Source organism: Streptomyces sp. NPDC020422 (assembly GCF_044386705.1).
Taxonomy (GTDB): domain Bacteria; phylum Actinomycetota; class Actinomycetes; order Streptomycetales; family Streptomycetaceae; genus Streptomyces.
The window spans coordinates 44,824-69,623 of the sequence record NZ_JBIRVJ010000009.1 but is presented as its reverse complement, the minus strand read 5'-3'; the positions used below and the strand labels follow the sequence as shown (position 1 = coordinate 69,623).

Sequence of the window (24,800 nt, the reverse complement as noted above, 5' to 3'; positions counted from 1 at the left end):
GGGGCTAGTAGACGCTGACCCCGTAGGCGCTCAGCGCCTCGGTCACCGGCTGGAAGAACGTGGTGCCGCCGGAGGTGCAGTTGCCGCTGCCGCCGGAGGTGAGGCCGATGGCCTTGCTGCCGGAGTAGAGCGGGCCGCCGGAGTCGCCGGGCTCGGCGCAGACGTTGGTCTGGATCATGCCGTAGACGATGTCGCCGCCGCCGTAGTTCACGGTCGCGTTGAGGCCCGTGACCGTGCCGCTGTGGATGCCCGTGGTGGAGCCGCGGCGGGTGACGGACATGCCGACCGTGGCGTTGGCGGCGCTGGTGATGTCGACGCTGCCGACCGTGCCGGACTTGGTCACCGAGGTGTTCGTGTAGCGCACGATGCCGTAGTCGTTGGTCGGGAAGCTCGACCCGGCGGTGGTGCCGAGCGTGGTGGTGTGCGAGGAGTTCGACCACCAGGTGCCCGCGCCGTCGGTGCAGTGACCGGCGGTGAGGAAGTAGTAGTTGCCCGCGCTGTCCTTGACGTTGAAGCCGAGCGAGCAGCGCCAGCTGCTCGCGTAGATGGCGTCGCCGCCGGAGATCAGCTTGTTGAACTTCCCGGCCGTCCGCTCGATGCGCAGCGCGCCCGCGTTGGCGCCGGCCTGGCGCTTGATCTTCGCTATGTCGGCCTGCGAGACCGTGGAGTCGGCGGTGACGACCACCGTCTTCGTGGCCGGGTCGACGCGCCAGGCGGTGCCGGCGACGTCGGCCGCGAGGACGGCGTCGCCCGCGGCGGTGAGCTGGGTGGCGCTGAAGGTGCCCGTCGAGGCGGCGGAGTCGGCGTTCGCGGTGGGGACGGCGAACGCCGCGGCGGCGGCGAGACCGGTCGCGACGGCGAGCATCCGGACGTTTCTCGTGGGGGTGGTGCGCTTGATCCTCACTTCTCGTTCCTCCAGAGGGGAATCGGGGGCCCGCAGTGGGGTGTCGGACCCGTGAGGCGCGGCCCTGGGCCGGCGCTGTGGGGGAGTCTCGGGCTCCGCGGCCGGACGCCGCAAGGGCGTCTTTCGGCCGTGCAGCCTTCAACTGACTTGCGGAGCAGCGGAGTTGCGGTTCGTCAGTACAGGCGCACGTTGTACTTGGCGAGCGCCTCGGGCACCGGCTGGAAGAAGGTGGTCCCGCCGGTCGAGCAGTTGCCGCTGCCGCCGGAGGTGAGGCCGAGCGCCTTGGTGCCGTCGTACATCGCACCGCCGGAGTCGCCGGGCTCGGCGCAGACGTTGGTCTGGATCAGGCCCTTCACCGTGCCGCCGCCGGAGTAGTGGACGGTGGCGTTGAGGCCGGTGACCGTGCCGCTCTTGGTGCCGGTGGTGGAGCCGGTGCGCTTGACGGACTCCCCTACGTAGGCGTCGGCCGCGGTGAAGCCGCCGGGGTGGCCGAGCGCGGCGTTGTCGTAGCGGACCAGGGCGTAGTCGTTGCCCGGGAAGCTGGAGCCCACGGTGGCGCCGATCAGGGTGGACTGCGCCGAGTTGGTGTACCAGGTACCGGCGACGTTGCCGCAGTGCCCGGCGGTGAGGAAGTAGTACGTGGAGCCGCTGACCACGTTGAAGCCGAGCGAACAGCGGTAGCCGCCGCCGTAGATGGCGTCGCCGGCGCCCAGCAGGGGCTTGAGGACCCCGGGGGTGCGCTGGATCCGCAGGGCGCCGGCGTCGGCGCCCGCGGCGCTGCGGAGCTTCGCGAGGCCGGCCTCGGAGACGGTGGAGTCGGCGGTGACGACCAGGCGCCCGGAGGCCTGGTCGACGTACCAGGCGGTGCCGCCGACATCGGCCTTGAGGACGGCGGCGTCGGCGCGGGCGAGCGCCGCGGCACCGGCGGGGCCGGGGGCGGGGGCGGCCTGGGCTCCGGGCAGTGCGAGGGCGGTGACGGCGGCGAGGGCCGCCGAGAGGGTGAGCAGCCGGCGGGAGGTGATGCGCGTAGATCTCCTCACAGGTCTCCTTCGGGGGAGAGGGCGGGACCCGGGGGTGGCGGGTCCGGAGACCGACAGGGTGACGTGTCCCTGTCAGTCTTCGCCAGTGATGGTGGCCGTCCCCGGCCGAACGCACAAGACCGCCTGCGCGAACGGGCGGCACCCGGAGCTTCAGGCTCCGGGTGCCGCCCGTGGGACCGTCTCAGCCCTCGACCAGCCGCCGCTCCCCCGCCGCGACCGGCACCTCGAGCGTGTTCCCCGGCGGCGGGAACGGGCAGATGAAGTGCGGGGCGAACGCGCACGGCGGCAGCAGCGCCCGGTTGAAGTCCACCGTCACGGTGCCGTCCTCGGCCGGGGCCGGCGGCCGCAGGAAGCGGAACCGATAGCTGTCCCGCCCGCTGGTGGCGTCGGCGAAGACCGCCCACAGCGTGCCGTCGTCCTCCACCGCGACCTGGAGGCTGTGCTCGGCGCCGTGCAGGTCGAAGACCAGCTCGCCGGCGAGGCCGAGACCGCGCTCCTTGCCGTCCGCGTTCTCCACCCGGACGTGGCGGTCCTCGGTGTACGGCCGGAACACGCCCGGCCGCACCCAGGCCTCGTCGTACGGAGTGGCCTCGATGCCCCGGAAGGCGCGCCGTGCCTCCGACTCGGGGTCGAAGTCCCTTACCGCCCATTCCCCTTCGCGGCTCAGCACGACCAGCCGCCGGCCGGCCGACTCGGCCCGGGACTCGTGGATCGGGCCGGCGTCGGCGCCGAGCCGGACGCTGCCGATCAGCGGCTTGCCGTCGACCGTGACCGCGTCCTCGGCGCCCGCGGTGAGGACCACCTCGTCGTCCTCCACGCGCCACTCACCGGGAACGGCCGGAATTCGCCCCTCCGGGAAGTCCGAGAGCCAGTAGGTACCGGTCAGCGAGAGCGGTCCGTACGACGAGGCGACCGCCGCGTCGCGCTGCTCGTGCCAGTGCTGCCAGTCCTGCGATGCGTCCGTGCTCATGGTGGATCACCTTTCCATACCGGGTCAGTTCTTGGTCCGGGGCAGGCCGGGCGGGTTGATCTCGGAGGCGGGAACGGCCTCGCTGCTCAGCCCCCAGCGCTGCAGGACCTGCGCGTAGGTGCCGTTCTGGATGACGTGGTCGAGCGCGGCGGCGTACGCCTCGACCAGGCCGCTGCCCTTCTTCGTGGTGGCGGCGATCTTGCCCTGGAGCCCGGCGCCGGCGCCGGAGAACTTGCCGACGATCTCGGTCTGCCCGGCGGCGGCGACGTGGTAGGCGGCGCTCGGGTTGGGGCCGAGATAGGCGTCGATGCGACCGGACTGGAGGGCCAGGTAGTAGTCGGAGGTGTTCTGGAAGTACTTGATGTCGACCGGCTTGCGGCCCGCCTTCTCGTTCTCCTTGCTCCAGTCGACCAGGATCTTCTCCTGGTTGGTGCCGGAGCCGACCGCGATGCTCTTGCCCGCCACGTCGGCCGGGCCCTTCACCTTCCAGCCGGAGCCCTTCTTCGCCTCGAAGGCCAGGTCGTCGAGGCGGTAGGTGGCGAAGTCGTACTTGTCCTTGCGCTCCTCCGTCACGGTGACGTTGGAGAAGACGCCGTCGAACTTGCCGCTGTCGAGGCCGACGAAGAGGTTCTCCCAGGAGACGGCGTTGAAGTCGGGCTTCACGCCCAGGGTGTCGGCGACGAGGGTGGCGATGTCGAGCTCGACGCCGATGAGGGTTCTGTCGTCGGTGGCGTAGAAGCCGAGCGGCGGGGCGCTGCCGGTGGAGACGCCGAGGGTGAGCGTGCCGCGCTTGCGCACGGCCTCGGGGAGCTTGGCGGCGATCGCGTCGACCTTGGCGGTGTGGATGCGCTTCTGGTCCGGGCCGAGGTTGATGCCCGTGCCCTTCTGCCCCTTGGGCGCGACCTGGTCGGTGGCGGCGTCACTGGCACCGCAGGCGGTGAGCGTGGCGAGGGCGGTCAGCGAGGCCAGGGCGACGGCGAGCGGACGGCGGCATACGGACATGACGGGACTCCTGGAGTGAAGAGGGATGAAGAGGGATGAAGAAGGGTGGAGAAGGACGGAGAAGAAGGGAGAAGGGTGGAGGTGGACGGAGGCGGCAGGGGTCAGAGGACCTTGGAGAGGAAGGCGCGGGTGCGTTCGTGCTGCGGGTCCTCCAGCACCTCGGCCGGCGTGCCCTGCTCGACGATCCGCCCCTCGTCCATGAAGACGACCGTGTCGGCGACCTCGCGGGCGAAGCCGATCTCATGGGTGACGACGATCATGGTGGTGCCGGAGGCGGCCAGGTCCTTGATGACGTCGAGGACCTCGCCGACCAGCTCCGGGTCGAGCGCGGAGGTCGGCTCGTCGAAGAGCAGCAGGCTGGGTTCGAGGGCGAGCGCCCGGGCGATGGCGACCCGCTGCTGCTGTCCGCCGGAGAGCTGCTTGGGGTAGGCCCGGGCCTTGTCGGCGAGGCCCACCCGTTCGAGCAGGGCCACGGCGGCCGCCTCGGCGTCCTTGCGGGGGCGCTTGAGGGCGGAGACCGGCGCCTCGACGATGTTCTCCAGGACGGTGAGGTGCGGGAAGAGGTGGAAGTTCTGGAAGACGAAGCCGATCCGGGTGCGCTGCTTGAGGATCTCGCGCTCGCGCAGCTCGTAGAGCTTGTCGCCGGAGCGGCGGTAGCCGACCAGGGCGCCGTCGACGCTGATGGAGCCGCTGTCGACCTTCTCCAGGTGGTTGATGGTCCGCAGCAGGGTGGACTTCCCTGAGCCGGAGGGGCCCAGGATGACGGTGACCTCGCCGGGGCGCACGTCGAGGTCGATGCCGCGCAGGACCTCCAGGGCGCCGAAGCTCTTGCGCACGGCGCGGATCCGGACCTTGGTCTCGGCGGCGGCGTCCTCGGTGACGGCGGTGCTCATCGGGTGCTCCCCTTCGCGTAGTGACGTTCGACGTAGTGCTGGACGATGGAGAGCGCCGTGGTGAGCAGGATGTACCAGGCGGTGGCGACCATCAGGAGCGGGACGACCCGCCCGTTGCGCCCGTAGACGACCTGGACCTGGTAGAAGAGCTCGCCGATCGCCATGACCGAGACGATCGAGGTGCCCTTGAAGAGCGAGATGATCTCGTTGGCGGCGTTGGGCAGGATCGAGCGCATGGCCTGCGGCAGCACGATCCGGCGCAGCTGCCGCAGCCGCGGGATGCCCAGCGAGGCCGCCGCCTCCAACTGGCCTCCGTCCACGGCGAGCACACCGCCGCGGACGATCTCCGCCGCGTACGCCGCCTGGTGCAGCGCCAGGCCGAGGACGGCGGCGCTCATCGCCCCGACCAGGCCCATGGTGTCGAAGGAGAAGAAGCTCGGCCCGAACGGGATGCCGAGGCTGAGCTCCTTGTAGAGGTAGGCCAGGTTGAACCAGAAGAGCAGCTGGACGATGAGCGGGATCGAGCGGAAGGCCCAGATGTAGCCGAAGGCGACGGCCTTGAGGAAGGGGCTCGCGGACAGGCGCATGAAGGCGAGCACGATGCCGAGGGCGAAGCCGAGGGCGGTGCCGTAGAAGGTCAGCTGGAGGGTGACCCAGACCGCCTTGAGGATGGCGTCGGCGGTGAAGAAGCGGGCGAAGACGTCCCACTCCCAGCCGGGGTTGGTGATCAGTCCGTTGAGGAACTGGGCGAGGACGACGGCGGTGGCGGCGACCGCGACCCAGCGCCAGGGGTGCCGTACGGGCACCACCTTGAGCACGGCGGGGTCGGCGGGGCCGGCCGGTTCGGCGTCGGCCACCGGGAGCGGGGGCGCGCCGACCGGTGGATCACTGGTGAGAGACATGGCGGTACCTCGGTACGGGGAGGGGAACGGGACGGGGCGGGGCGGGCAGGGACGGAGCGGTGCGGAGCTATGCGCTCAGCGGCGCGGGCTCGGGCTCGGCCTGGAACTCGGACCCGGACGCGGACGCGGACGCGGACGCGTCCGCCGGCTCAGGCGCCGTACACGACAGGTCGCGCAGGAGCGCGAGCGCGGTCCGTGCGGTCCGGTCGTTCTGGCGGAAGGCGAAGCCGCCGGTGCGCGGCCGGGTGAAGGCGCCGCCGGCCCGGGCGGTGGTGTGCGGGCCGAGCGCGAAGTGCCGTGGGTGCGGCCGGCCGTCGCGCGCCAGGACCCGGCCGTCGTCGGGGTCGACGGCGAGCAGCCCGGCCTCGGTGGCCCGGGCGCCGTCCTCGTACAGTCCGCGCAGCAGCGGGCTGCCGGTGTGCTCCAGGGTGGGGTCGGGGAGCCGCGCCTCGACCAGGGCGCGGGCCTCGGTCCACTCCCCCGGCAGGCTCGCGGAGGAGGCCCGGAAGACGCCACGCTCCTCGTCGGTCTCGACGGTGACGCCGGCGCCGAGGAAGCGGACGATCCCGGCGTCGGAGAGGGCGAGCAGCTGCCGCAGCCGGGGGCCGGGCGGCCCCGAGGCGAGGTAGCTGAAGAAGCCGTGCCACCAGTTGTCCGGGTCGCCGATGTCGCCGAGGCGCAGCAGCTGTCCGTAGACGGACAGGAGCGCGCCGAAGACGGCGAGGTCCGGGCTGTGGGCCGGGTCGTGGTGCCGGTCGAGGTCGTCCGCTATGTACCGGCGCAGCCCGTCCTGGAGGGCGTCGGCGGACTCGAAGCGCACCCCGGCCAGCGGGTGGTCGAGGGCGTCGAGGTCGAGCCGGTCGGCCGGGTCGGGCACGGCGGCGGCGACCAGCGCGTCGAGTGCGGCGGAGCGGGGGGCGGCGGCCGCGTACTTCTCCTCGAAGTCGGTCCAGGCGACGGCGGTCCGCTCGGGGTGGGCGGCGAACAGGCGGTGGTAGTGGGCCCAGCCGAGCTCCTTGTCGACGAGCGGCCACACGTCCCGGCGGAAGTCCAGCGGGCCGGGGGCGGCGAGCAGCGCGTCGACCTCCGCGGGGCCGAAGAAGCGCGGCAGCGGCGGGCGTTCGCCGTCCAGCTCGTAGCCGATCTTGGAGTGGTACGGGACGCCCCGGCGCGAGCCGACGTGGAGCACCGGTTCGCGCCCGGACGGGCGGTAGACGAGCCGGTCGCCCTGCTGTTCGTAGCGTCCGCCGCGGCCTTCGGTGAGGAGGACCATGAGGTCGACGAAGGCGAGGCCGAAGCCGCGCACCAGGACGGGTTCGCCGGCGGGCAGGGCGGACAGGTCGGTGTCGGCGGTGAAGTCGGGCGGCAGGTGGACGAGTCCGTGCCGGGCCGCGAAGTCGGCGAGCTCCCGCTGGCGCCGGTCGGGGTGGGCGTCGAGGTGGCCGAGGGCGAGGACGACGAGGTCGGCGGTGAGCGGCACGGCGTGGCCGTCCAGCCAGACCCGCTGCCGCCCGTCGCGCGGGCCGGTGACGCGCAGCGCGGTGGTGGGGTGCTCGTGGACGGTGACCGTGGGCGGCAGGGCGGCGCGGGCCCGTTCGTAGACCCAGCGCAGATAGGCGCCCTGCTGGGGGCGGCTGGGGAAGGTGCGGCCGTCGATCCCGGCCCATTCGGCGAGGGTGGGCCCGGGCGTCACGGGTCCGTCGATGGTCACGGTCTCGTCGGTGAACATGGTGACGTCCTCGGCCCGGGAGTTCATCCAGAGCAGCGGGGACTGGGCGGTGCGCCAGATCCGGCCGCCGCCGGGCGGATGCGGGTCGACGAGGTGCAGGTCGAGGGGCCGGTCCCCGTACAGCTCGGGCAGGTTGGCGGCGAGCCGTTCCAGGAAGCCGGTGCCGCGGGGGCCGGCGCCGACGACGACGAGGGAGCGGCGGTCGGGGTCGGGGCGGCTCATCGCGCACCGGCCGTTCCGCGGGCGTAGTACCGCTCGACGTAGTGCTGTCCGACGCTGAGGACGGAGGTGACGAGGACGTACCAGAGGGTGGCGACCAGGAGGAGCGGGACGACCTGGTAGGTGGCGTGGTAGACGAGCTGGACGGAGTAGAGCAGGTCCTGGACGGCGATCACGGAGACGATCGAGGTGCCCTTGAGGGTGCCGATCAGCATGTTCCCGGCGGGCGGGACGATGGAGCGCATGGCCTGCGGGAGCACGATCCGGACGAGCCGGCGGCCGCGGCCGAGGCCGAGCGACTGGGCGGCCTCGATCTCGCCGCGGTCGACGGAGAGGATCCCGCCGCGGACGACCTCGGCGGCGTAGGCGGCCTCGTGGAGGGTCAGGCCGATGACGGCGACGGAGACGGGGCCGAGCAGGTTGACCGTGTGGATGCCGAGGATGGTGGGGTAGAGCATCCCGATGTTGAACCAGAAGAGCAGCTGGACCAGGATCGGCGTGGACCGGAAGAACCAGACGTAACCCCAGCTCACCGCGCGGAGCACGGGGTTGGCGGAGAGCCGCATGACGGCGAGCAGGGTGCCGAGGGCGAAGCCCAGGAGCATCACGAGGGCGGTCAGCCACAGGGTGAGGCCCAGTCCGCGCAGCACGGACGTGGAGGTGAAGTAGGCGCCGACCACGTCCCATTGGAAGGCGCGGTTGGTGGCGACGGAGAAGAGGCCGAGCGCGACGAGGACGAGGACGGCCGCGGCGGCGGTCCACTGACCGGTGCGGCGGGCGGGGACGATGCGGAGCACCGGCTCGTCGGGCGGGGCCGTGACGGGGGTTTCGGTGAGGATCGCGGACATGCGAAGGCTCCGTGGATTCCAGAGACGGATCGAACACGGGAGTGCGCCTTCACGCGCGGTGAGCCGCGGCCCGAGCCCCTCAGCACGGTCCGCTCCTTCAACGTAGTGGGCGGGCACGGAGTGCTGTCAAGTCCGTCCGGAGTGTGAGCCGTTCGTCTCATCATGGTTGACGGGGAAACGGATGCCTGTTCCACTTGGGCCATGTCCTCGCAGCAGTGGCTGGTCACGCGCTCCCACATCGACTTCGGTCGCGTGTGGTCCTCTTCCTGTTGAGCCGTCCCCCTGCTTTCCGCTGTCCGCGTGTCGTCTTTCCGCGGCGCCTTCACTTCCGTACGCCCGTGAGTGCCTGAGCTCGACTCCCCTCGTCCTGCCCCGCCCTTCGCCTTTTCCCTACTTTTTCCGTAGGAAATCCATGACCTTCGCGTTGTCCGTGCACCGGACCACGACCACCGACCCGTTGGCGCGCCCGCTCCTCGACGAGCTGGCGTACGAGTACACGACCCGGTACGGCTCCTCGGACGACCTGAGCCGCTATCCGGCGGAGGAGTTCACCCCGCCGCAGGGGGCGTTCCTGCTGCTCCTGGAGCAGGGCCGGCCCGTGGCGGGCGGCGCCTACCGCCGTTACGACGAGCACACCGCCGAACTGAAGCGGATCTGGACCCACTCGGCGCACCGCAGGCGCGGTCTCGCCCGCCGGGTCCTGACCGTCCTGGAACGCGAGGCCGCCGACCGCGGCTACACCCGGATCTACCTGACCACCGGTCCGCGCCAGCCCGAGGCCAGGGGCCTCTATCTGGCGACCGGATACCGCCCGCTCTTCGACGTCACCGCCGATCCCGAGTCGATCGGTCCGCTGCCGTTCGAGAAGTACTTGGAGACCCCGAAACCATGAGCACCACGCGTACCAAGCGCAACACCGTCGTCTTCGCGCTGATCACCGCCGCCGCGCTCGGGCTCACCGCCTGCGGCTCGGGCGAGCCCGTGGCGACCCCCGCCGGCGCGACGGGCAAGGGGGGCGCGCAGGGCGCCCTGCCGACCGAGGACGTGGTCGCGGGAGTACGGAAGAACGAGGCCGCGGCGAAGCTGCTCCCCGCCGATGTCCGGCAGCGCGGCAGCCTGACCCTCGCCTCCTCCGTGGGCACGCCGCCCAGCTCGGCCTATCTGCCCGACGGCAAGACGGTCGTCGGCCTGGACGCCGACTTCTCGCGGGCCGTGGCGAAGGCGCTGGGCCTGGAGCTGAAGAGCGAGGTGGCCGGTTTCGAGGTGATCCTTCCGGCCCTCGGCAGCGGCAAGTACGACGTCGGCACGGGCAACTTCGGCGTGACGGAGGAGCGGCGCAAGACCATCGACTTCGTCACCTACATCAACGACGGGCAGGGCTTCGCCGCCCGCGCGGACAGCAAGCTGACGGCCGTCACCGACCTCACCCAGCTCTGCGGACTGAAGGTGGCCACCGGGGCGGGCACCACCTTCGAGCGGACCCTGGAGAAGAACAAGGACCGGTGCGCGAAGGCCGGCAAGAAGCCGTACGAGGTGAACGTCTTCTCCGAGACCTCGGCCGGCTGGCTGGCGCTCCAGCAGGGGCGCAGCGACGTGGTCATGAGCACCATCAACGGCATCCGGTACGCGGTGGCCCAGCAGCCGGGCACGAAGTTCCTCAACGAGTACCGCCGCCTCGACGTCGGCTTCGCCTTCAAGAAGGGCTCGACGCTCACCCCCGCCTTCCAGGCCGCGGTGAACGGCCTGAAGGCGGACGGGACCTACGACCGCATCCTGAAGAAGTGGGGCGTCACCGCCTCGGGCATCGCCGAGTCGCGGATCTCGCCGCCGGAGATCCCCGCGCCGACGAAGTGAGCCGACGGGCCGTCAGCAGCCGTCGCAGGGGCAGCAGCAGTCACAGCCGCCGCAGTCGCAGTTGCCGCAGTCGCAGTTGTGGCAGCAGCCCTCGCGCTTCTTGCGGGACCAGGGGCCCTCGTACTTCTCGGCGCAGCAGATCTGGCAGGTGCAGAACAGCCAGGTGAAGGCGGCACACCCGGCGAGGAAGCCGCGCGGCTCGGGCTTGTGCGGCCCGCCGCCCCCGCCGCCGCCGTGGAAGGGCGGCATTCCGCCGGGACCTCCGGGACCGCCCGGCTTGGCGAGCGGGTCGCCCGGTCCGTACGGGCCGGGCTGCGCGTAGGGGCCGGGCTGTCCGTACGGGCCGGGCTGTCCGTACGGACCGGGCTGCGCGTACGGGTTGCCCGGGACGGGTCCGTGGGACTGGCCGGGGCCGGGGGCCCCGTGCGCGCAGCTCGTCGTGCCGAAGGCGCGGTCGACGGAGGTGCGCAGCTCGTGGGCGAGGAGGACATGGGCGAGGTGCCCGTCGGCGAAATCGGCGTCCTTCAGCGCGAGCCGGATGCCGTGGAGCGCGTCGTCGGCGAGCCTGCGGGCCTCCTCGCGGGAGGTCCCGGTCGCGGTGAGCGGGTTCCAGGATCCGGCGGCGGCGTCGGCGGCCTGGTCCTCGACGGCGTCCAGGAGGTGGGCCAGGCGTCCGAAGAGGCGCCCGGCCTCGGCGAGCGGCGCGGCGTTGCCCGGGCGCCCGGCGAGGACGGCCGTGTGCGCGAAGGCGGCGGCGGTCGCCGTCTCGGTCGGCTCGGTGACGGCGAGCAACGGGGTGCCGGGGCCGGCGAGCGCCTCGATGCCGGGCTGCCGGTCGACGGCGTCGACCAGGACGGCGGTGTCGAAGCCGACCGCCCGGCCGGCCCGGGCACCGGCCCGGTCCCAGGAGCGGGCGACCCGGCGGGCCGCGGCGGCGACCGGGCGGCGGGCCAACAGGCCGTCCCGGTCGGCGACGTGGTCGCGGACCTTGGCGGAGGCCAGCACGAGGGAGACGGCGGCGGCGAGCCGGGCGCCCTCGCCCCGGGCGACGGGTGCGGTGCGCATCGCCCGCAGCGGACAGGGGCCCGCGGTGCGGCGGCCCGCCTCGGTGCGGCCGGTCTGAGCCTCCGTCAAAACCGAGACGATCAGGCCGTCGTAGTTGGTGACCACCCGGGCGAACTGCCCGTGGTCGGCGCGAAGTGCCAGACAGAGGCCGCAGAGATGGGCCATCCACTCCGTCTTGAGCCCCTCGGTGAGACGATGGGCGCACGGCCTGACGATTCCGAACAAGACATTCTCCCCCGTGGCTGCCGGGCGCGCCGGTTCACCCGTACGCCCTTGTCGTCACCCTTCCGGCCCGACATTCATATTTTAAGTTGCGCGCCGCCGTGCGACCCCCTCTCAGCCCCCGCATACCGCAAGATCCCTGACGAATCGCCAGTTTTCGACCCTCACGTTCTGCACCAGTACCGTCACGAATCCCCTGCGCGCCGACTATCCACTTGGCGCGCGATCCGCATGATGGACGACGATAGGGAATGCGGAACCACAAGTGACCGCGCTGAAAGGAGGCGTCCATGGGATCGGTGCGCAAGGCCAGTGCCTGGCTGGGACTCGTCGAGGACAACGACGAGCGTTACTACGACGACGAGTACGCCGACGGTACCGAGCAGAACGGCAGCGACGCCTGGGTGACGGACCCGCGGGTGCGGGTGGCGTCCGACACGGCGCAGGAACAGGGCCGTCGGATCGCCACCGTCTCCCCCGACGGGTTCCGGGACGCCCGGGGCATCGGCGAGCTGTTCCGGGACGGTGTCCCGGTGATCGTGAACCTGACCGCGATGGAGCCGAACGACGCCAAGCGCGTGGTCGACTTCGCCGCCGGTCTCGCCTTCGGCCTGCGCGGCTCGATCGAGCGGGTGGCGACCCGGGTCTTCCTGCTGACCCCGGCCGACACGCAGATCGTCAGCGGAGAGTCCGCCGGACGTTCGCAGGACGGTTTCTTCAACCAGAGCTGACCCCTCACCGGGGCTCGGCTCACCCTCCGGCCCGGTCCTGACTCAGGACCGGGGCCGGGCCGAACCGGCCGTCTCGGCCGGCTCACGGGTGGCGGGCACCTTCGCGGCACCGTCCGCCCGCCCTGCCGACTCGCCGCCCCCGACGGGCCCCGCGCCGACCGGCTGCGCGCCGACCGGCTCCGGGTCCACGGCGCACTCCATCACCCGCGGCAGCCGCAGCGCCATCAGCGCCCCGAGCAGCAGCAGTCCCGCGCTGACGAACAGGGTCACGTGCAGGCCGTTCACGAACGCGTGCCGGGCCGCCTGGTGCAGGGCCCGGCCGGCCCGGCCGCCGAGCCCGTCGGCGACCTGATAGGCCTCGCCGAGCGAGTTCGCCGCCGCCTTCGCAGCCGCCTCGGGGACCCCGGGCAGCCCGCTCAGACCGGGCGCGTACGCCGCGTTCATCACGCTGCCGAGCAGGGCGATGCCCATGCCCGCGCCGAGCTGGTACGAGGTCTCGCCGATCGCCGCCGCCCCGCCGGCGCTCTCCGCCGGCGCCTCGCTGAGCATCGACTCGTACGCCGAGAAGAGCGTGGTCTGCAGGCCGAAGCCCAGCAGCACGAAACCGGCGGTGAGCAGCAGCGGCCGGTCGTGCTGGCCCATGAGGACCAGCAGCAGCACCGCGGCGGCGGTCAGCACGAAGCCCCAGCCGACCATCCGGCGCGGTCCGAGCCTGCGCAGGGTGTACGAGCCGGTGGCGCCCGCGGCCATGGCGGCGAAGGTCAGCGGCAGCAGCCGGAGGCCGGTCTCCAGGGGACTGAGCCCCAGGATCAGCTGGAGGTACTGGACGGCGATCAGCTCCAGGCCGACCAGTGCCAGCATGCCGAGCACGATGCAGCCGACGGAGGTGGTGAAGGCCGCCCGGGAGAACAGCCGCATGTCGATCAGCGGGTGGGCGCGGCGCTTCTGCCGCCGTACGAAGAGGACGAGCAGGGCGGCCCCGAACAGCAGCGGACCCGCGGTGCCCGCGGCCAGCGGGGGGTCGCCGGCGCCGAGCCGCTTGACGCCGAGGACGGCGCCGAGCACACCGGCGGCGGCCATGAGCGCCCCGAGCACGTCCCAGGGGCCGTCGGCGTTGCCCTTGGACTCCGGCAGCAGCCAGCGGCCCAGCGGCAGGATCAGGGCCATCAGCGGGATGTTGATCAGGAAGACCGAGCCCCACCAGTAGTTCTCGACCAGGAAGCCGCCGAGCACCGGGCCGGTGGCGGCGCCCACGGCGGCCACCGCCGTCCAGATGCCGATGGCGGTCGCCCGCTCGCGCCGGTCGGGGAAGACCGCGCGGAGGATCGAGAGCGTGGCGGGCATGATCATCGCGCCGCCGACCCCGAGCAGAGCGCGGGCGCCGATCAGCACCTCGGGGACGGTGGCGAGCGCGGCGACCGCGGAGGCGGTGCCGAACAGCGCGTACCCGAGGAGCAGCACCCGTCTGCGGCCGACCCGGTCGCCGAGCGTGCCGAAGAGGATCAGCAGCGAGGCGCAGACCAGTGGATAGGCGTCGACGATCCACAGCAGCGCGGTGGAGCTCGGGCGCAGGTCCTCGGTGACGGAGGGGACGGCGACGTGCAGCACGGTCGCGTCGAGCGCGACGAGGAGCAGACTCACGCAGAGGACGACGAGGACGACCCAGCGGTTGGCACCGCCGGCAGCGGTTCGGAGTCGCGCTCCGGCCGTGTTCGTCCGCGTCATGTACGTACCTCCCAGTGAAGCCCTCGCGCTCGGCGGGCACCTGCCGGGGAGCGGCCCCGGGGCGGCCCGGCATCGACGGGCGAGTGAGCCGTCAGCGTACGCGAGTTCAAGGCCCGAGCGCGTGGTGCAGCTCTCACCCCGGCGGGCCGCGGAGTGTGGCGTACGCCACTCGGTCCGCTCCGCGCGTCGCGTGGAATTCGGCGCGGAAGAGGCCTCGTCCAATTGCCGGGGCTTTCCCCGGCGCCTCAAACAGACTTCCGGAAACGCCCTCCCGGCAATAGGGCAGAAGGTCATCCGATTTTCCGACGGGCGACGGGAACAAACGCCCGGCTGAGAGCAACTCCACATCACATCGTCATCACGAAGGGACCGGAACGACCAAGGTCGCTACTCACTCCCTGTAACGTCGATTGGGTGCGTACCGACATCTTTGCCCGGCTGGACCGGGAGCCGGAACCGCCGAAGATAGAGGTCCCGCGGATGACCCGCACGCGTCTCGCCCTCTTCGGCGGGACGTCGGCGTTCTATCTGGCCATCGTCGTCGCCGTACTGCTGTCGACCTGGCTGGTGACCCTCGACTGGAAGATCATGCTCTTCCGGCCCTATCAGCAGTGGCCGGAGCTGCACGCCTTCCTCGACTACTACGTCGTCCTCGGCCAGCGCGGCCCCACGGCCGTCATGGTGGCGGCCTGGCTGGGCTGGCGCTCCTGGCGTCAGCACACCCTGCGACCGCTGCTCTGCCTCGGCGCCGCGCTGCTCCTCCTCAACGCGACCGTCGGCGCGGTCAAGCTCGGACTGGGCCGGCTCGGCCCCCACTACGCGACGCAGGTCGGCTCCGCCGAGCTCTTCGCCGGCGGCGATATATTTCCGTCGGGCCACACCGCCAACGCGGTCGTGACCTGGGGCATCCTGGCCTATCTGGCGACCACGCCGAGGGCCAGGCGCTATCTGTCGGCCCTCTCGGCCGTGGTCGCCCTCGGTGTCGGCCTCACCACCGTCTACCTCGGCACCCACTGGCTCAGCGACGTCCTGCTCGGCTGGGCCGCGGGCCTGGTCATCCTGCTCGCGCTGCCCTGGTGCGAGCCCGTGATCGCGGTGGCCGAGGCGTGGATCCTGGGGCTGCGGGACCGGCTGCGCGAGCAGCTGCGGGCCCGCCGCCGGCTGGTCCCCTCGCTGCCCGTCGCGACCGGGGGCCCGGTGCCCGGGCTGTTCCCGCAGCGTCCGGCCGGGGCCGAGGAGCCGGTCCGGGAGAAGATCGGCGCCGGCACCGGGCGGGCCGTCGCGGGCCGCGCGGGCGGCCTTCCCACCCCGCCGCTCGCCCCGCCCCGTACCCACCACACGGTGCGCTCGGAGCGCAGCCCGGTCAGCCCGGCCGGCAGCCGCCGCCCGCCGCACTCGCGGCCGGCCACCGGCGGCTGAGCCCGCCGGACGGCACGACAAGGGGCCCGAGCCGATCCCGGCCGGGCCCCTTCGCCGTATCCGCGCGGCCTCCCTCAGCCGAGCCAGGCGCGGGTGACGACGCCGTCCTCGACCTCGAAGTTGATGCGCCCGGCCAGGTACTCCATCGTCACGATCGAGCCGGGCGGCAGGGACCTGACGACGCGCCAGCCCCGCTTCCTGGCGATGCGTTCGGCGTCATCCGCGTCGAGCCCCACATACGTTTCGGGTGCGTGTTCGGGTGTCATACAGCTCACGTTAGTCCCTTGTCGGTCACGCTTGTGTCACAGGTTCTCGACATGCGTTTGACCGGGCCGGGTCCGTTCGAACGGACGGTTTCCGGCCGCTTCTCCGATAATTCTCGGCCCCTCCCCGGAATTCGAGTGGGGGCTCCGTTCCGCCGGGAATTCCCGGGCATCCACCACCATGACCGGCTTTCACGTTTTCCGCGCACCGCACGCACACCGTCCGCCGACCGGACGACCCGTCGGTCGGCCTCCCCCGCTTCCCGTACGGCCCGGCGCATCATCCAGGGATGGGTACCGAGACCGCGGCCGCGACCGTCGAATCCGCACGGCAACGGCATGGACGGGTCCTGATCGACTGGATCACCACGACCGACCACAAGAAGATCGGCCACCTCTATCTGGTGACCTCGTTCGTCTTCTTCCTGATCGCCGGGGCCCTCGCCATGGTCATGCGGGCCGAGCTGGCCCGCCCCGGACTCCAGCTGGTGACCAACCTGGAGTTCAACCAGGCCTTCACCCTGCACGGCACGATCATGCTGCTGCTGTTCGCGACCCCGACCTTCGCGGGCTTCGCCAACGAGCTGGTGCCGCTGCAGATCGGTGCCCCCGACGTCGCCTTCCCGCGGCTCAACATGCTCTCGTACTGGCTGTTCCTCTTCGGCGGCCTGATGGTGCTCGGCTCCGCGCTCACCCCCGGCGGCCCCGCCGCCTTCGGCTGGACCGCCTACGCCCCGCTGAACAGCCTGCTGCGCGCGCCGGGCGTCGGCGTCGACCTGTGGATCATGGGCCTCGCGCTCTCCGGCTTCGGCACGATCCTCACCTCGGTGAACTTCCTGGCCACCATCATCGGCATGCGGGCGCCCGGCATGACGATGTTCCGGATGCCGATCTTCACCTGGAACATCCTCTTCACCACGGTCCTGGTGCTCATGGCCTTCCCCGTCCTCGCCGCGGCCCTGCTCGTCCTGGAGTCCGACCGGCGGCTCGGCTCGGTGGCCTTCCAGCCGCAGAACGGCGGCGCGCTCCTGTGGCAGCACCTGTTCTGGTTCTTCGGGCACCCCGAGGTCTACATCATCGCCCTGCCGTTCTTCGGCATCGTCAGCGAGATCATCCCGGTCTTCTCCCGCAAGCCGCTCTTCGGCTACGTGACCCTGATCGCCGCCACCATGACCATCACCGGTCTTTCGGTGGTCGTGTGGGCGCACCACATGTTCGCGACCGGTGCGGTGCTGCTGCCCTTCTTCTCGATGCTCTCCTTCCTGATCGCGGTGCCCACCGGGGTGAAGTTCTTCAACTGGACCGGCACGATGCTGGGCGGCTCGCTCTCCTTCGAGACCCCGATGCTGTGGGCGACCGGCTTCCTGGTGTCGTTCCTGTTCGGCGGGCTCACCGGGGTGATCCTCGCCTCGCCGCCGATGGACTTCCACGTGACCGACTCGTACTTCGTGGTCGCCCACTTCCACTACACGGTCTTCGGCACCGTCGTCTTCGCGACCTTCGCCGGCTTCTACTTCTGGTGGCCCAAGTTCACCGGCCGGATGCTCGACGAGCGGCTCGGGAAGGCGCACTTCTGGACGCTCTTCGTCGGCTTCCACACGACCTTCCTCGTCCAGCACTGGCTCGGTGCCGAGGGCATGCCACGGCGGTACGCCGACTACCTCGCCGCCGACGGCTTCACCGCCCTCAACACGGTCTCGACGATCGGCGCCTTCCTGCTCGGCGCCTCCACGCTGCCGTTCCTCTACAACGTGTGGCACACCTGGCGGTACGCGGAGAAGGTCGACGTCGACGACCCGTGGGGCTACGGCCGCTCGCTGGAGTGGGCCACCTCCTGTCCGCCGCCCCGGCACAACTTCCTCGCCGTCCCCCGGATCCGCTCCGAGTCCCCCGCCTTCGACCTGCACCACCCGGAGTTCGCGGACTACGAGCGGATGCGGCTCACCGGCCCCGAGGAGGAGCGGCGCCCGGCCGGCCGGGAGTAGCCGGGGGCGGTCGGCGGGGCGGGCGCGGGGTCAGACGAGACGGCGCAGACGGCGGACCAGCACGCCCGCCTTGGCCTTCGCCGTGTAGCCGGCGTCGAGGGCCGTGCCGACGGCCCGGTGCACCAGCGCGCGGCCGCGGCCGTGGCTCCGCGGCCGGGACCGACCGGCGGCGCCGGCGGCGAGCTCGTTCCAGATCTCCTCGTGGCGGGCGGCGATCCGGGACGGGTCGAAGCGCTCGGAGGCCACCAGGGCCGCCTTGGCCGCCCGGGCGCGGCCCTCGTCGTCGTTGATGAGGGCGAGCAGGGCGGCGCTCACCGCGGCCGTGTCGTCGACCGGGACGAGCCGGCCGTCGACACCGTCCTCGATGATCTCGCCGGGGCCGTGCGGGCAGTCGGTGGAGACGACCGGGAGGCCGCAGCGCATCGCCTCGACGATGGTCATGCCGAAGGACTCGCGCCGGGAGGTGACGGCGGCGAGCGAGCCCTTGGCCCACTCCGGCTCCATCGGGTGGGCGGTGCCCATGAGGAAGACGTGCTCGCGGAGGGAGCGCTGCTCGATCTGCCGGGCCAGCGCCTTCTTCAGGTTGTCGGAGGCGTCGCCGGTGCCGTAGATCCGCAGCTTCCAGTCGGGCCGGGCGGCGGCCACGTCCGCGAAGGCGTCGATCAGCAGGTCGTACCGCTTGACCGGGGTGAGCCGGCCCGCCGCGACGACGACCTTGGCGGCGGGGTCGGCGGGCGGCACGCCCGGCGCCGGCACGCTGTTGGGCACCGCGTCGATCCGGACGCCCGGCAGGGCGAGCGCCCGGTAGGCGCGGGCGTCGGCCTCGGTGACGGTGGTGACGGCGTCCAGCAGCGCGTACTCGTGGGCGATGTCGCGCCGCAGCCGGTAGCTGTGCCCTTCGAGGATCAGGTGCTCCTGCCCGACGAGGACCGGTCCGCGCGGGGCCTGCCGGGCCAGCTGCACGTTGAGGCCGGGCCGGGTGGCGACCACCACGTCCGCCTCGACCGAGGCCAGATGGGCGCCGATCCGGGCGTCGGTGAGCGCGCTGTACTGCTTCCAGCGTCCGTCGCCGCGGGGGAAGACCCGGGCGGGGCGGTGGAAGTCGGGGTGCTCCCCGTCGAAACCCGGGCTGTTCTTCCGCAGGTCGACGAGGTGACGCAGGGTCACTCCCGCGGGGATCCCGAGGATCGGCTCGTCGCGGTGGCGGAACACGGAGACGATCTCCACCTCGTGACGTGCCGCCAGCTCGGCGGCGAGGGTGAACGTCGTCCGGATGGTGCCACCGATGTGGTACCCGTTGTGCAGCAGGAAAGAGATGCGCATGGCGCTACCGGTTCCCCCCGGTCAGGTGCTTGGTCGGGGCGACTGTACTGCCCCGGCGCCGGGCTCGCTCACGGACGGTAGGGCAGCTGGGGAACGGTGGCGCACGCGCGGTCCATGTCCCCTTGGGAGACCCAGCCGCGGCCGTCCTGCCAACGGGCCACCGACAGACAGGTGAAGCGGGTCTTCGGCGGCTGCGCGAGACGCTCGAAGCGTACGGGCAGCAGCAGCCCGCCCGCGGTGTACGGCTCCGGCCGGCCGACGAACTCCTCGACGCAGCCGCGGGTCGGCCGCGCACCGCAGGACCTCACCGCGTCCGTGAACCACCGGGCCGCCGCCCAGCCCTCCAGCTGCCACTGGGAGAGCGGCCGGTCCCCCATCGCCGCCCGGAACTCGCGCACGGCGGGCCGGGCGGCGTCGTCGTAGTTGCGGCTGGAGCCGGTCACATAGAGCGCGGCCCGGCAGCCCGGCGCGTCCGCGTAGTCGCGCGGAACGGCCGAGGACCAGTTCTGCACGTTGGTCACCTTGGCCGCGACCCGGACGCCGAGCGCCTCCATCGCCGCGCACAGCCGGGCGTTGCCGTGGGTGTCCATGGCGTCGAAGACGACATCGGCCCGCTGGGCCCGCAGATCGGCGGCCACCGCACGGAAGTTGGGGAGGGCGAAGTCGACCTGCTCGTCGACGACCCGGTAGCCCTCGGCCCGCAGCCCCGCGGAGACCAGCCGGGCGTACGAGGCGGAGGCGGCCTGGTTGTAGGAGACGACGGCGGCGGTGCGGGCGCCCAGGTGCTCCCGGAACCAGCGGTAGACCTCGGTGCCCCCGTACAGGACGCCGTTCCAGCCTGGGGCGCGGCCGGTGCGCGGGGCTGAGCTGCCGTAGATCCCGTACAGGTGCGGGTAGGTGTCGTAGGCCGGGGTCAGCGGCTGCCCGCCGATGTCGGGGACGCCGGCCCGGGAGACCAGCGGGGCGCCCGCGTAGTCCAGGGCGGTGGTGGCGACCAGCGCGAAGACCTTCCGCTCGTCGATCAGCCTGTGGACGCACGCGTTGTTGCCGACGCCGCTGCCGCCGTCGTCGCAGGTGACGACCTCGACCTTGCGCCCGTCGATGCCGCCGCGGGCGTTGAGGGCGTCGAAGTAGGCGCGGGCCCCGTCGCGCGGGCCGGTGAAGGCGGCGCCGCCGACGGGGCTGGTGGCGCTGGTGATGATGCCGACGCGGAGCGGCTCACCGCCGGAGGGGAAAGTGACGGTGGGCCGCGTCTCGAAGGCGCGCTCCGGGAGCCGGCTGCCGCAGCCCGCGAGGAGCAGGAGGGCGAGGAGGGCGAACACGGCGACGGCGACCAGCGGCGCCGGGGCCGCCTCAGCAGCCGGAGACCTGCGCACCGCTGAGCTGGACCAGACCGCAGAGCGTCTGCACGGAGACCTTCCACACGTCGTTCTGCAGGACGGAGGTGCCCTTGGCGTCGGGCAGGGCCGGGTTGCCGCCGACGAGGAGGTCGTAGGTGACCTCGGCGCCGGTGGGCGAGGTGAACGCGACGGCCTTGACCGCGGCGGAGGCGTGGGCGGCGGTCTTGTCGGCGGCGAAGGCCCGGAGGACGGGCGCCATCTTCTCCCCGTTCTCCAGGAGCCTGATCCGCTCCGTGGTCGGGGTCTTCGGGTCGAAGAAGGCCGTCCAGTTCTCGGTGATCTCCGCCTTGGCGCGGACGGGATCCTGCGGCTGGTCCGTCTTCGCGGGTGCCGTGCTCGACGGGCCGACCTGCCCGGAGGTCGACCCCCCGTCGTCCGAGCAGCCCGCGAGGGCCGGGGCCAGCACCAGTACCGCGGCGGCCGCGATCGCGGCGGCACGTCGTCCGAGAACCATCTGGCTCACCACCGGATGTCCGTACAGGCCGGGCGGCCTGATGATTCCAGGGTGTGCCGGTTCAGGGCATAGTGCAAGAAACGGCAACAAGACATCCGCTACCTGACCAGCGGAGGGCGAAGGAGCTTCCCGTGCCGTCGACGTCCCGGATCCTGCTGTGGGGTGGTCTCGCGGCGGCCGCCGGGGGCGCGGTGCTGTGCGCGCTCGGCTGGTACGGGATCTCGGGCGAGCGCTTCGCCGAACGCCAGCTGCCGTATCTGGCGTCGTGCACGGTGCCGGGGGCGGCGCTGATCGTGGCCGGGACGGTCCTGCTGGCGACGGCCCTGCGCCACCCCACGCCGCCAGGCGCGGAGTCCCTCCCTCCGCCCTCCGACACCCCTCCCCCCTCCTCCACGGACCCCCCGCTCCGGGTCCCCGGCGGAACGCTCGCGCACCGGCCTGACTGCCCGCTGGTGGCGGCGCGGCCGGAAGCGGTGCCGGTGGGGGACGCCGACCTCGACCCGTGCCCGGTGTGCGAGCCGTGGCCTCGCTGACATACGACCTGGCGCTCGCCGGCCTGGCGGTCGGCAGCGCGGCGGCGCTCACCGGCATCGGACTGATCGTCACCTACCGGGCGACGGGCGTGCTCAACCTGGCGCACGGCGCGATCGCGATGGTCTGCGCGTATGTGCTGCGGCAGCTGGTGGTGGAGTGGGGCTGGCCGCTGCCGCCGGCCGCCCTGCTGACCCTTCTCCTGATCGCCCCGGCGATCGGCCTGGCCCTGGACCGGCTGGTGTTCCGCCCGCTCGCGCTCGCGGGCTCGAACCCGGCGCAGACGCTGGTGGCGTCCATCGGCGTCTTCGTGCTGCTCGTCGGCGCGGCGGCGCTGATCTGGGGCAGCGGCGCCCGGTCGGACGCGCCGGTGCTGCTCGGTGACGAGCCGTGGGCGCAGACGGCGGCGGTGGTGGCGTTGGCGTGCCTGGTGGGCGCGGTGACCCGGTGGACCCGCTTCGGCCGGGAACTGCGCGCGGTGGTCGACAACCGCCCGCTCGCGATGGTCGCCGGCATCGCGGCGGACCGGGTCTCGGCGGCGGGCTGGGCCTTCGGCTCCTTCACGGCGGGGCTCACCGGGGTGCTCCTCGCGCCGTACGTGCGACTCGACCCGTACGGGATGCCGCTGCTGGTGGTCGAGGTGATCGCGGTCGCGGTGGTGGCGCGGATGCGGAGCCTGCCGGTGGCGGTGCTGACGGCCCTCGCGCTGGGGGTCGCCCAGGCCCAGCTCACCCGGCTGCACCCGGAGGGCTGGGCGGGCCCGCTGGTGCAGGCGGTGGGGGCGAACCTGTTCGTGGTGGCGCTGCTGGTGGCGGCGCTGCTGCTGCCCGGGGTGGGCGGCGAGGACACCCTGCCGCCGACGACGACGGGGGGTCGCACGCCACCGGGCCTGTGGCTGACGGCGGCGGTCCTCCTGCTCCTCCCCCTGGGCTTCGGGGGCACGGACCTGACGACCGCGGTCCAGGTCCCGGCCCTGGCGCTGATCCTGCTCTCACTGGTGGTCGTCTCGGGAAGGGCCGGCCAGATCGCGCTGGGGCAGACGGCGTACGCGGGCCTGGGCGCCCTCTTCACGGGTCTGCTCGCGGGGGCCGGGCTGCCGGGACCGGCGGCGCTGGGGGCGGCGGTGCTGTGCGTGGCGCCGCTGGGCCTGGTGACGGGCTGGCCGGCGATCCGCCGCCACGGCCTCGCGCTGGCGCTGGCCAGCCTGGCGGTCGGCGTCGCCGTCAGCCGCTTCGTCTTCGCCCAGCCGTACGCCACGGCGGGCCTGGCGCTTCACCGCCCGGCCGGCTTCCTGGACGACCGCGCGTACTACGCCCTGGAACTGGTGCTCCTGGCCGCGGCCCTCGTCCTGGTCGCCGCCCTGCGCCGGGGGCGGGCGGGCCGCGCCCTGGCCGCCCTGCGCGACCACGAGCCGGGCGCGGAGGCGGCGGGCGTCCGCGTGGCGGGCCTCAAGCTCCTGGCGTTCGTCCTGGGCGCGGCCCTGGCGGCCCTGGGCGGCGGCCTCCTGAGCATGGGCGGGCGCGCCTTCGACCCGGACGCCTACGACCCGATCCGCGGCCTGATCTGGTTCGCCGCCCTCGTGGTCCTGGGCGCCGACAGCCTCCTCACCCCCCTCGTCGCCGCCGCCCTTCTGATCACCCTGGACACGGGCACCCACGCGGGCGTGGCGGCGGCCGCGATCGGCCTCCTGGCCACGCTGGTGGGCAGAGTGCCCCCACTGCTGCGGGCGTTGGGGTCGCGACGGGGGACGGAAGCGGAGGGGAGGGAAAACGCGGCGGGCGGGGCCGCCGGCGCCCAGCGGCCCGCAGCCGCCGACGGCTCGGCACCCCGCCCGGGAAGGCCCGCGCCTCTGTCCGCCCACAGAACGGGGGACGCGGGCGGGCGCCCCGGCCGGGCCGCGGGCCGGGCGCACCCCCACCGGCCCGCGGCCGTGGAAGCACCCGCGCCCCCCACGGGAAAACCGCCCCCGACCCTCCGCGCCCACCGGCTCACCCTCACCTACCCCGGCGGCCTCACCGCCCTCCACGCCGTCGATCTCGCCCTCCGCCCCGCCCAGGTCACCGCCCTCGTCGGCGCCAACGGAGCCGGCAAGAGCACCCTCTTCGACTGTCTCGCCGGGACCCTGCGGCCGACCTCGGGCCGCGTCACCCTCGGCGGGGTCGACATCACCTCGCGCCCCGCCCACGCCCGCGCCCGGCTCGGGATCGGCCGGACCTTCCAGCAGCCGGCCGTGTTCCCGTCGCTCACCGTCGAGGAGAACGTCCGCGTCGGCGCGGAGCAGGCCCGCACCGCCCGCGCGGGCGCGGTCGAGCAGGCCCTGCGCCTCGTCGGGCTGGCCGGGGCCGTGCGGCACCGGGCCGCGGCGGGGCTGCCGACCGGGACGCTGCGGCGGGTCGAGCTGGCCCGGGCCCTCGCGGGCGGCCCGCACACCCTGCTCCTGGACGAGCCGGCCGCGGGGCTCGACGCCGAGGAGACCGCGGCCCTCGCCCGGATCCTCGCCGCCCTCGCCGCCGACGGCCTCGCCGTGCTGGTCGTCGAGCACGACCCGGACCTCGTCGCCGGCATCGCCCGTACCGTCCACACCATGGAAGGCGGCCGGATCCTGTCATGAGCGTCGAGATCGCCCTGCGCGCCGCCCGGGTCCGCTACGGCCCCCTGGAGGCCCTGCACGGCCTCGACCTGCCGGTGCCCGCCGCCACCGTCACCGTGCTCCTGGGCCGCAACGGCGCCGGGCGCAGCTCCGCGCTGCGGGCCCTCGCCGGGATCGTGCCGCTGGCCGCGGGGCGGGTGGTGTGGCGGGGCGAGGACGTCACCCGGGTGCCGGCCCACGCACGCGCCCGCCGCGGCCTGTGCTTCGTACCGGATCTGCGGGCCGTGTACGCGGGCCTCACCGTGGCCGAGAACCTGGACCTGGCGGCCCCGGGCCGCCAGGACGAGGCGCTCGCCGCGTATCCGGAGCTGGCGCCGCTCCTCGGGCACCGCGCCGGCACCCTGTCGGGCGGCGAGCGCCGGATGCTCGCGCTGGTCCGGGCCGTCCTCGCGGACGCCCGCGTGGTCCTGGTCGACGAACCGTCGCTGGGCATGTCGACGGTCGTGGCCTCCCGTACGTACGCCCTGCTCGGCGCCCTCGCGCGGTCCGGCGGCGCGGCCGTCGTCCTGGCAGAGCAGCGGGTCCCGCAGGGACTGCCGCCGGGCTCCGTGGGGTACGAGCTGCGCCGCGGCTCCCTCGCGTCCGCCGGCGAGCTGCTCCAGGCCGGGTCCGGAGGGGCCGGAGCGGCCGGGGGGTCCGGGGAGTCCGGGGAGCGCGGGGAGTAGTGCCGT

The 24,800-nt window shown here is 73.1% G+C and carries 22 protein-coding genes; 8 read left to right on the top strand and 14 right to left on the bottom strand.

Going from position 1 to position 24,800, the window contains the following annotated elements; all coding sequences use genetic code 11:
* Positions 1-4: 4 nt before the first annotated feature.
* The 8 genes from ACH414_RS24430 to ACH414_RS24395 all read right to left on the bottom strand — a co-directional run bounded on the left by ACH414_RS24430 (position 5) and on the right by ACH414_RS24395 (position 8,507).
* A complete protein-coding gene (locus tag ACH414_RS24430; protein ID WP_382546449.1) occupies positions 5-904 on the bottom strand; it encodes a S1 family peptidase in 900 nt (299 codons plus the stop codon).
* A gap of 173 nt (positions 905-1,077) precedes the next feature.
* Positions 1,078-1,944: a S1 family peptidase gene (locus ACH414_RS24425; protein ID WP_382546452.1), complete on the bottom strand. Its 867-nt coding sequence runs from the start codon at positions 1,942-1,944 to the stop codon at positions 1,078-1,080.
* A 181-nt stretch (positions 1,945-2,125) separates the two neighbouring features.
* Positions 2,126-2,914 carry a DUF1684 domain-containing protein gene (locus ACH414_RS24420; protein WP_382546454.1) on the bottom strand — a complete coding sequence of 263 codons (789 nt, stop codon included), beginning with the start codon at positions 2,912-2,914 and terminating at the stop codon, positions 2,126-2,128.
* Between the two features lie 24 nt (positions 2,915-2,938).
* Positions 2,939-3,916, bottom strand: a complete 978-nt coding sequence (locus ACH414_RS24415; protein WP_382546457.1) for an ABC transporter substrate-binding protein — start codon at positions 3,914-3,916, stop codon at positions 2,939-2,941.
* Between the two features lie 101 nt (positions 3,917-4,017).
* Positions 4,018-4,809 carry an amino acid ABC transporter ATP-binding protein gene (locus tag ACH414_RS24410; protein ID WP_398943325.1) on the bottom strand — a complete coding sequence of 264 codons (792 nt, stop codon included), beginning with the start codon at positions 4,807-4,809 and terminating at the stop codon, positions 4,018-4,020.
* The gene (locus ACH414_RS24405; protein ID WP_386566566.1) at positions 4,806-5,711 is read right to left on the bottom strand and encodes an amino acid ABC transporter permease; all 906 of its coding nucleotides are present in this window, start codon (positions 5,709-5,711) and stop codon (positions 4,806-4,808) included. The genes ACH414_RS24410 and ACH414_RS24405 overlap by 4 nt, the downstream gene beginning before the upstream one ends.
* A 67-nt stretch (positions 5,712-5,778) precedes the next feature.
* Entirely contained in the window at positions 5,779-7,662 is a 1,884-nt protein-coding gene (locus tag ACH414_RS24400) for an FAD/NAD(P)-binding protein (protein ID WP_398943323.1), read from the bottom strand.
* Complete coding sequence (locus ACH414_RS24395; RefSeq protein ID WP_398943321.1) at positions 7,659-8,507, bottom strand: amino acid ABC transporter permease; 849 nt, start codon at positions 8,505-8,507, stop codon at positions 7,659-7,661. Before ACH414_RS24395 ends, ACH414_RS24400 begins: the two co-directional genes overlap by 4 nt.
* Before the next feature lie 412 nt (positions 8,508-8,919).
* Between ACH414_RS24395 and ACH414_RS24390 the strand changes: the two genes are divergently transcribed.
* Together ACH414_RS24390 and ACH414_RS24385 are read left to right on the top strand one after the other, a co-directional pair.
* Positions 8,920-9,399: a GNAT family N-acetyltransferase gene (locus ACH414_RS24390; protein ID WP_382546472.1), complete on the top strand. Its 480-nt coding sequence runs from the start codon at positions 8,920-8,922 to the stop codon at positions 9,397-9,399.
* Positions 9,396-10,361 carry a transporter substrate-binding domain-containing protein gene (locus tag ACH414_RS24385; RefSeq protein WP_382546474.1) on the top strand — a complete coding sequence of 322 codons (966 nt, stop codon included), beginning with the start codon at positions 9,396-9,398 and terminating at the stop codon, positions 10,359-10,361. The genes ACH414_RS24390 and ACH414_RS24385 overlap by 4 nt, the downstream gene beginning before the upstream one ends.
* A gap of 12 nt (positions 10,362-10,373) precedes the next feature.
* On the opposite strand, the gene ACH414_RS24380 is transcribed toward ACH414_RS24385, so the two are convergent.
* Positions 10,374-11,651, bottom strand: a complete 1,278-nt coding sequence (locus ACH414_RS24380) for a DUF5685 family protein (RefSeq protein WP_398943319.1) — start codon at positions 11,649-11,651, stop codon at positions 10,374-10,376.
* 287 nt (positions 11,652-11,938) lie between these two features.
* On the opposite strand from ACH414_RS24380, the gene ACH414_RS24375 reads away from it, so the two are divergent.
* Complete coding sequence (locus ACH414_RS24375; protein WP_382546480.1) at positions 11,939-12,379, top strand: cell division protein SepF; 441 nt, start codon at positions 11,939-11,941, stop codon at positions 12,377-12,379.
* Positions 12,380-12,421: 42 nt separating this feature from the next.
* Here ACH414_RS24375 and ACH414_RS24370 read toward each other — a convergent pair whose 3' ends face one another.
* Entirely contained in the window at positions 12,422-14,104 is a 1,683-nt protein-coding gene (locus tag ACH414_RS24370) for an MFS transporter (RefSeq protein WP_398943317.1), read from the bottom strand.
* Positions 14,105-14,518: 414 nt separating this feature from the next.
* Here ACH414_RS24370 and ACH414_RS24365 point away from each other — a divergent pair, with 414 nt between their 5' ends.
* A complete protein-coding gene (locus ACH414_RS24365) occupies positions 14,519-15,523 on the top strand; it encodes a phosphatase PAP2 family protein (protein WP_398943315.1) in 1,005 nt (334 codons plus the stop codon).
* A gap of 74 nt (positions 15,524-15,597) precedes the next feature.
* On the opposite strand, the gene ACH414_RS24360 is transcribed toward ACH414_RS24365, so the two are convergent.
* On the bottom strand, positions 15,598-15,789 hold the full coding sequence (locus ACH414_RS24360) for an I78 family peptidase inhibitor (RefSeq protein ID WP_386566574.1): 192 nt from the start codon (positions 15,787-15,789) through the stop codon (positions 15,598-15,600).
* Between the two features lie 287 nt (positions 15,790-16,076).
* On the opposite strand from ACH414_RS24360, the gene ctaD reads away from it, so the two are divergent.
* The gene (ctaD, locus tag ACH414_RS24355) at positions 16,077-17,771 is read left to right on the top strand and encodes a cytochrome c oxidase subunit I (RefSeq protein WP_382546491.1); all 1,695 of its coding nucleotides are present in this window, start codon (positions 16,077-16,079) and stop codon (positions 17,769-17,771) included.
* 30 nt (positions 17,772-17,801) lie between these two features.
* On the opposite strand, the gene ACH414_RS24350 is transcribed toward ctaD, so the two are convergent.
* The 3 genes from ACH414_RS24350 to ACH414_RS24340 all read right to left on the bottom strand — a co-directional run bounded on the left by ACH414_RS24350 (position 17,802) and on the right by ACH414_RS24340 (position 20,948).
* A complete protein-coding gene (locus ACH414_RS24350) occupies positions 17,802-19,094 on the bottom strand; it encodes a glycosyltransferase (RefSeq protein ID WP_398943313.1) in 1,293 nt (430 codons plus the stop codon).
* Positions 19,095-19,162: 68 nt separating this feature from the next.
* On the bottom strand, positions 19,163-20,470 hold the full coding sequence (locus tag ACH414_RS24345) for an ABC transporter substrate-binding protein (RefSeq protein ID WP_391770293.1): 1,308 nt from the start codon (positions 20,468-20,470) through the stop codon (positions 19,163-19,165).
* Positions 20,448-20,948, bottom strand: a complete 501-nt coding sequence (locus ACH414_RS24340; RefSeq protein WP_382546500.1) for a hypothetical protein — start codon at positions 20,946-20,948, stop codon at positions 20,448-20,450. Before ACH414_RS24340 ends, ACH414_RS24345 begins: the two co-directional genes overlap by 23 nt.
* Positions 20,949-21,079: 131 nt before the next feature.
* On the opposite strand from ACH414_RS24340, the gene ACH414_RS24335 reads away from it, so the two are divergent.
* From ACH414_RS24335 to ACH414_RS24325, 3 genes are read left to right on the top strand one after another with little or no spacing between them, the layout of a single operon-like run.
* Entirely contained in the window at positions 21,080-21,481 is a 402-nt protein-coding gene (locus ACH414_RS24335; protein ID WP_382546502.1) for a hypothetical protein, read from the top strand.
* Positions 21,469-24,090, top strand: coding sequence for an ATP-binding cassette domain-containing protein (locus ACH414_RS24330; protein ID WP_398943309.1), 2,622 nt, complete (start codon positions 21,469-21,471; stop codon positions 24,088-24,090). The genes ACH414_RS24335 and ACH414_RS24330 overlap by 13 nt, the downstream gene beginning before the upstream one ends.
* Positions 24,087-24,794, top strand: coding sequence for an ATP-binding cassette domain-containing protein (locus ACH414_RS24325; RefSeq protein WP_398943307.1), 708 nt, complete (start codon positions 24,087-24,089; stop codon positions 24,792-24,794). Before ACH414_RS24330 ends, ACH414_RS24325 begins: the two co-directional genes overlap by 4 nt.
* The last annotated feature ends 6 nt before the right edge of the window (positions 24,795-24,800 follow it).